We start from the raw sequence: 7,007 nt of genomic DNA on the forward strand, positions 1-7,007 counted from the left end.
CGTCCGGGACGGGCTTCGATGTTCGGCGCCCTCGGGGGGTGCTTTGCGGGTCTTCGGTTCGCGCCGAAGTCATCTCGTTTTAGTCCCGGACGACACCCCACCCCGCCCCCGGCCCCGGCTGCGCGGGTCAGGGGTTCGTGCGGCCTCGGCGGAGGAGGGCGAAGCCGAGGGCTGCGGCGCCGGTGGCGGCCAGGCCCGCGCCGCCCGCGATGAGGCCGGCGTTGTTGCTCGGGGTGGCGGGCTCTACGCCCTCCGCGCCGGCCTTTACCCCGCCCCGCGGGGCCTTCGGCGTCGTGCCCTCGGTCCAGGACTTCAGGGTGCCGTCCGGGTTCAGGACGAAGTGCGCGCCGTTGTGCTGCGCGCTGTCGGCCTTCCTGCCGTCCGTCTTCATGGTGTGCCAGACGGCCTTGCCGTTGAGGATGTCGGCCTCGTAGCCGGCCTTGGTCTTGTAGACGCGGGCGTCGAAGCCGGAGCCGCCGGGGTTCTTGTACTCCTTCACGAAGGTGCGGCCCTCCTGCGGCCCCTTCGCGGTCAGGTCGCCGTTGAAAGTGAGCGTGAAGGTGACCCCGTCGATCCTCTGGGTGACCGTCCTGGCCATGCCCTTGCCGTCGTGGCCCTTCAGCGTGCCCTTGCCCTGCCCGTCCTTCGCCACGTCGGCCTCGAAGCCCAGGTTCGAGGTGCGGACGCCGTTCACGTACTCCACCAGGTCGTAAACCTTGCCGGACCAGCCCTTGTCGAACCGGGGACTGCCCACCAGCTCGCGCTTGACCTCCCTCTTCTTCTCCTGCTGCTGCGAGGGGGCGGTCGGGGCGTCGGCCGCGAAGGCGTGGGCGGCCGGGAGGGCCAGGACGGTGACGGCACCTGCTGCGACGGCGGCGGTACGGATGGTGGCGCGCATGGGTTGTTCCCCTCGGTTCGGGTCGGCGTCGACGACGACGTTACGAGGGTCATGTGTTGGTAATACGTCGGCAATGTAACGGTTGTCCGGATAGTCCACTGCGAAGGCGTCAAGGGGTGCGGAAAGCCCTCCCGGCCGGAGCCGGAAGGGCCACGTCATCGCACGGAATCAGCTCAGGCCCCTGCTGCGCTCGCCGATGCGGTCACCCTGCGGAGTCCCGGACCGCTTCAGGGCCGCCTTCGTGTGCGCCCCGCCCTTGACCTTGCTGCGCACCAGACCGTCGAAGCCGTGGCCTGCCGGACGCGGCGGCCGATCCGGCTCCTGGGCCTGGAAGGCCTCCCGGAAGTCCTGCTTCTGCTGCGCCTTGCCCTGATCTCTGCTCATCCCGTCGTCAACTCCCTCGGGAAGCACCCAACCCAATCGGACTACTCGGATCGTATGCACATATAGGGACCAACGCACCCGGACCCGGGCGTAACAATCCGGTGTCCGGTCACGGGCGTGGCGGAGTCGGCCGCTGCGGCACCCCCAGCGCGGCATTGACCAGCTCTTCCGGGCAGGGCGTACCGCGCGGCAGCTGGTACTTCGCCGTGACCCGGTACTCCCCCGGCACCGGCGCCAGCAGTTCCGTCCACACGTCGCCCGTGTCGTCCGGGGCCGCCTTGAACAGGCACCCGGCCGCGTTCGCGTACTCCTTCGGCACGGACCCCCGCGCCTTCGACGCGAAGGACTCCTGCGGCGGCGCCACCGCCTTGCCCGCCCCGTCCACCAGCCCCAGCCACGGCGAGTGCGGGATCCGGACCAGCACCCGCCCGGCCCGCTTCACGTCGATGACGAGCTGGTCGGCGCCCGCCCGCACCACCGTCGCCGGCCCGGACACCAGGTCCGTCGGCGCGTGGACCTTGAAGAGCCGCCAGTTCGCGTCGCCCCACACCTGCTCGAGGTACGGGAGCCCCGCGCCCACCAGCCGCGCCTCGTCCTCCCCGCCCGAGTCCGGCTTGTCCGCGGGCAGCACCACGTAGTGCACGGCCCAGCGCTCCAGCCATTCCCGGTAGCTGTCGGCCGTGAGGCTGTCGTCGTAGAAGAGCGGGTTCCGCTCCAGGTCGGCCTGCCGGTTCCAGCCGCGCGCGAGGTTGACGTACGAGGGGAAGGCGGAGGACTCGCGATGGCTGCTGGCCGGGACCACCTCGACCCGGCCGCGGTCGGCGCCCGCCTTCCGGAGCTGGTCGACGAGCGGGGCCAGCTCCCGGTTCCAGGCCGCCACCGGGGTGGTGCGCACGATGTCCGTGATGCTGTTGGTGGTGATCCAGATGTTCAGGCCGGCGAAGGCCAGCACCAGCGCGTACCAGCGCCGCGAGCGCGGGAGCTCGTACGGGAGGGCCGCGAGGAGCACCGCCCCGCCGAACAGCATGACCAGCCGCGTCACGTTCGAGCCGACCTGGGAGTCGATCGCCCAGGTCAGGAAGGTACCGAAGGCGTAGACGGCCGAGGCGATCCGGACCGTCTTCCACCGCTTGGGTACGAGGAAGAGGATCGCCAGCGCGAACACGAACGGCAGCCACGCCGAGCCCAGCTTCATCGGCTGCGTCCCGGAGAAGGGGAACAGCCAGGCGGACAGCCCGACCACGGCCACCGGCGCCAGCCCCAGCGCGTACGCACCCGGGCGCCGGCCGCTCAGGAACAGCGCGGCGGCGATCACCCCGAGGAAGAGCCCGGCCACCGGACTGGAGGCGGTCGCGAGCCCGGCCAGCGGCGCCGCCGCGGCGGCCTTGGCCCAGCGGCGCTCCGCCCACTTGCGGGGCCAGCAGAAGACGGCGGCGACGGCGCCGAGCGCGAACACCACGCCGAGGCCGAAGGTGACGCGGCCCGACAGGGCGTTGCACAGCAGCCCGAACACCCCGGCCAGGGCGGGCCACAGGGGCTCGCGCACGGCGCCGCGGCAGCGGGTCAGGATCAGCGCGAGCAGCCCGGCCGAGACGGTGCCCGCGACCATCATCGTGGTCCGGACGCCGAGCATGTGCATGAGATACGGGGAGACGACGCTGTACGAGACGGGGTGCATGCCGCCGTACCAGGCGAGGTTGTACGCCGAATCGGGGTGGCGGCCCACGAACTCGGCCCAGGCGTCCTGCGCGGCGAGGTCGCCGCCGCTGTTGGCGAAGCTGAAGAACCAGGCGACGTGGAGCACCCCCGCGAGGAGGGTGGCGACGGCGATGGGGTGGCGGCGGAGCAGGGCGAGGACGCGCCCCCCTGGGCCGGGGTCGCCGCCGGCCGGGGCGGAACCGGGGACGGCGGCGGCAGCGGGGGCCGGCGGGGCGCCGCCCGCCCCGCGTCGGTCCTGCTGCTCAGCGGTGGTCACGGCCGCACTCCCCAACACCTCGGTCCACTACGGTCCCGGTCCCTAGACGCGTTCCGGCGCCCCGAGGTTGCCCGGGGCGCCGGAAACGCGTTCCCGCCGGCCGCCCGGCCGATCAGCCGGGCGGCCGGTCTGGCTGCCGTCAGCCGACGCGCGTCAGCTTGCTGCCGATGCCCGGCGCGGCGAGGTCGCTCTGCAGCGCCACCGGCACCTTCACCTGGCTGGCACCCTCGCCCACGGTGAGCATGCCGATCTCGGTGCCGGCCTTGGCGGTCTGCGGGAGCTTGCCGCCGCCGTCGCCGAGCTTCACGTCCACCGTGAGCGTGGCCCAGCCGACCGCCTGCACGTCGGCGGTGGCGACGACCTTCGTGCGGCCGCCGAGCCCGTCGTCCACGTAGCCCACCACATCACCCTTCTTCACGACGGGCGCGCCTTCGAGGACCTTCTGGGTGGCGATCAGGAGCTGCTTGCTCGCGGCGAGCACGCTGTCGATGATCGGCGGCTTGTGCTGGCCGAGGACGGCTCCGACGATCAGCTGGTTGGTGTTGCCGATCGTCTTCTTGGCGGCGAAGAGGAGGTTTCCGCCGGCCTTCGTCGTCGTACCGGTCTTGATGCCGAGCGAGTCGTTGAACGGGACCAGGCCGTTCCAGTTCCGCCACTCCTTGCCCGAGGGGTCGATCCACTTCGGCTTCTTGGTGATGTCGAGGAGGGTCTCGATCTCGACGAGCTTCAGGCCCAGCTTCACCTGGTCCTCGGCGGTGCTGACCGTGGTCGCGTCCAGGCCGGAGGGGTCGGTGTAGGTGGTGTTGGTCATGCCGAGTTCCTTGGCGGTGTCGTTCATCTTCTTGACGAACGCCTCCTGGGAACCGGAGTCCCAGCGCGCGAGCAGCCGCGCGATGTTGTTGGCCGACGGGATCATGAGGGCCGCGATCGCGTCGTACTCCGAGAGCTTGTCGCCCTCCTTGACCGTGTCGAGGGTGGACTCGTTGTCGGTCGAGTTCTTCTTGCCCTCGGTTTCGGCCGTCTTGTCGACGTCGATCATCGCGCCCTTCTCACCCTTCTTTATGGGGTGGTCGCGCAGGATGATGTACGCCGTCATCGACTTGGTGACGCTCGCGATCGGCACGGGCTTCTGCTCGCCGGACTGGCCGATCGTGCCGAGGCCGGCGGCGGCCATGTAGGCCTGGCCCTCGCTGGGCCAGGGCAGCTCGGGCTTGAAGCCGCCGAAGGTGTACGAGGACTGCGCGGTCATCACGAGCTTCGGCTCGGGCAGCGGGCGCACCAGCTGCACGACGGCGAGGATGATCGCCAGGAGCACGGCGAGCGGGAAGTAGATCTTGAACCGCCGGATGGCGGTGCGCATCGGGCTCGGCGGCGGGGGCGGGTTGTTGGTGAGGTCCGCCAGCATGTCGAGCGGCGGCTTGGGCGGCAGCGGCTGCTGGGTGGTCCGCGAGTTCAGCTCCGCGGAGGACGGGGCGGCCGGGGCCTTCGGCTGCGCCTGTGCCTGTGCCTGTGCCTGCGGCTGGCCCGGCTCGTCGGTCCGCAGCGGTACGAAGGTGCTCGCCTTGGGCTTGACGGCCCGGAAGGCGGCGGTGCGCTCGGAGTCGGCCGACTCCACGTCCCCGGAACCGGAATCCGCCCTCGGCAGCCGGAACGCCCCGGCGCGCTCCCGGGCGGAAGCCGTGTCGCCGCCGCCCGGCTTGGCCGGCGCGGAACCGGGCTTCGGGGCCCGGAACACGGCGGTGCGCTCCGAGTCGTCCGACTCCGAACCGGAATCGGCGGGCTCCTCCTTGGCGGCGCCAGCGGGGGCCGGCTTCGCCGGGCGGTCGGAATCGGCGGGCTTCCCCTTGTCAGCCTCGGCGGCCGGCTTAACGGCCCGGAACACGGCAGTGCGCTCCGAGTCGTCCGCCCCCGAACCGGAATCGGCGGGCTCCTCCTTGGCGGCCTCAGCCGCGGCCGGCTTCGGGGTCCGGAACACGGCGGTGCGCTCCGAGTCCGCCGGCTCCGTAGCCGGAACTGGGCGGTCCGCCGAAGCGGAACCCTGCGCGGGGCGCGCGGAGTCATCCGGCTTCGCACCGGAAGCGGCCGGCTGCACGGTCCGGAACACGGCAGTGCGCTCCGAGTCCGCGGACTCCACGGCGGAGCCGTCGGGCTTCGCGTCGGCGGGGGCGTCCGGTACGGAAGCGGAAGGCTTCGTGGCGCGGAACGAGGTGGTGCGCTCGCCGGCGTCCGGCTTCGACGGCCGGTCCACGGATTCGGCGGGCGTTTCCACCCGTCCGGAGGACACGGCGGGGTCGGGCACGGCCTTGGACCCCGTTGTCGCGCCGCCCGGCTCCGCGTCCGGCTCCGCGTCGGATCCGTCGGCCGTGGCAACCCAAGCCGCCACCGCGTCCCGCAGAGGGTCCCGCTTCCCGGCATCCGCGTCCGCGTCGACGTCGGAACCGGAACCGGCCGCGGAACCAACACCGCCTTCGGCACCGGCACCGGCACCCTCAGCGGCACGGGCGGCGCCACCGGCATCGGCGTCACCACCGGAGGTCGAACCGGCCGCGGAACCGACACCGTCCTCGGCGCCGGAACCCGCCGCGGGAGCGGCATCCGTGCCGGCGCGGTCGTCAGCGGAACGGCCACCCCCACCCGCAGCGGGAGCGCCACCGGCGTGGTCCCTCGGCCGGAGCACCGACAGCCTCGGGTCGCGCCCCTCGGAGGACTCCGCAGCCCCCGGCACACCTTCATCTACCGACTTGTCGGGGGACTCGCCCGCCACCAGTTCCTCCTCCATCGCCGCCACGTCCGGCTGTCCGAATGTCTAACAGTGTCCCGTCTAGGGGGCATCGCCCACGTGCTAGACGAGAACGACATAGCTGCGGGTTCCCCCACAAAGCGGCCACGCGCTCTCGACAGATGAATGTGAGAGGCGTCACCCTGTCACTCATCCACGCGGGGAGGCATGGATGGGCAGGAGCCGCAGAACAATTCCGGAGGAGCTTCTGCTGCTCGCCTTGGACCCGGCCACGGGTACCACGGCGCAGCCGCAGTCGCTCGACCTCGGCCTGGCCGGGGCACAGCTAGTGGAGCTGGCTCTGGCAGGACGGATAGCCCCTGACGGGGATCGTATCGCCGTGGTGATGCCACGGCCGACAGGAGATCCGACTCTGGACTCCGCACTGGAACTGCTGCGCAGGCGCGGCAGCCCGGTTCGGGCCGTCCACTGGATCGGCGGACCCCGGCTGGGGCTCCGCCAGATTTACCTCGCTCATCTGGAGCGCTGCGGCATGGTCCATGCCGTCGCGGGACAGATGTGCGGGGTGTTGCCGACGACTCGCTACCAGGCGACGGACACGGCGATCAGCCGGGAGATCCGTGCCCGGCTGGACAGCGCGATCCGCACCGGCGTGCCGCCGGACCCGCGGACCGCGGCGCTCGCCGCACTGGCCCACGCGGTCGGACTCGGCAAGCACCTGTACCCCGGCAACGAGGGGCGGTCGTCCAGGTCCCGGCTGCGGGACCTGATCCGGCACGACCCGATGGGCGGACTCGTGGCGCACGCCGTGATGGACGTCCAGAACGGTGTGGCCGCACAGCCCCGCCGTGACCGCGCTCCGGCACCGCCGGCCGCCCGGGCCACGGCAGGCAGCGTCCCGCTGCAGCCGCGCCGGACCGGTGCGATGGCCCGCGCGGCCGCGCACTGATCGAGCTCCACCCGAGCTGACCCCGAGCACCGGCACCACCGGCACCGGGCCGCCCATCAGC

At 72.1% G+C, this 7,007-nt stretch carries 5 protein-coding genes; 1 reads left to right on the forward strand and 4 read right to left on the reverse strand.

Features of this window, described 5'->3' with window-relative positions; genetic code table 11:
* Nucleotides 1-127: 127 nt before the first annotated feature.
* The 4 genes from ACFTXQ_RS36105 to ACFTXQ_RS36120 all read right to left on the reverse strand — a co-directional run bounded on the left by ACFTXQ_RS36105 (nucleotide 128) and on the right by ACFTXQ_RS36120 (nucleotide 6,036).
* The gene (locus ACFTXQ_RS36105; RefSeq protein ID WP_382649788.1) at nucleotides 128-898 is read right to left on the reverse strand and encodes a hypothetical protein; all 771 of its coding nucleotides are present in this window, start codon (nucleotides 896-898) and stop codon (nucleotides 128-130) included.
* Between the two features lie 168 nt (nucleotides 899-1,066).
* Nucleotides 1,067-1,282, reverse strand: a complete 216-nt coding sequence (locus ACFTXQ_RS36110; protein ID WP_382649790.1) for a hypothetical protein — start codon at nucleotides 1,280-1,282, stop codon at nucleotides 1,067-1,069.
* A 109-nt stretch (nucleotides 1,283-1,391) separates the two neighbouring features.
* Nucleotides 1,392-3,257, reverse strand: a complete 1,866-nt coding sequence (locus ACFTXQ_RS36115; protein WP_382649792.1) for an MFS transporter — start codon at nucleotides 3,255-3,257, stop codon at nucleotides 1,392-1,394.
* Between the two features lie 139 nt (nucleotides 3,258-3,396).
* The gene (locus ACFTXQ_RS36120) at nucleotides 3,397-6,036 is read right to left on the reverse strand and encodes a hypothetical protein (protein WP_382649798.1); all 2,640 of its coding nucleotides are present in this window, start codon (nucleotides 6,034-6,036) and stop codon (nucleotides 3,397-3,399) included.
* 172 nt (nucleotides 6,037-6,208) lie between these two features.
* Between ACFTXQ_RS36120 and ACFTXQ_RS36125 the strand changes: the two genes are divergently transcribed.
* A complete protein-coding gene (locus ACFTXQ_RS36125; protein WP_382649795.1) occupies nucleotides 6,209-6,946 on the forward strand; it encodes a GPP34 family phosphoprotein in 738 nt (245 codons plus the stop codon).
* Nucleotides 6,947-7,007: the final 61 nt, after the last annotated feature.

The sequence above is a fragment of the Streptomyces sp. NPDC057010 genome (genome assembly GCF_042673805.1).
Taxonomy (GTDB): Bacteria; Actinomycetota; Actinomycetes; order Streptomycetales; family Streptomycetaceae; genus Streptomyces.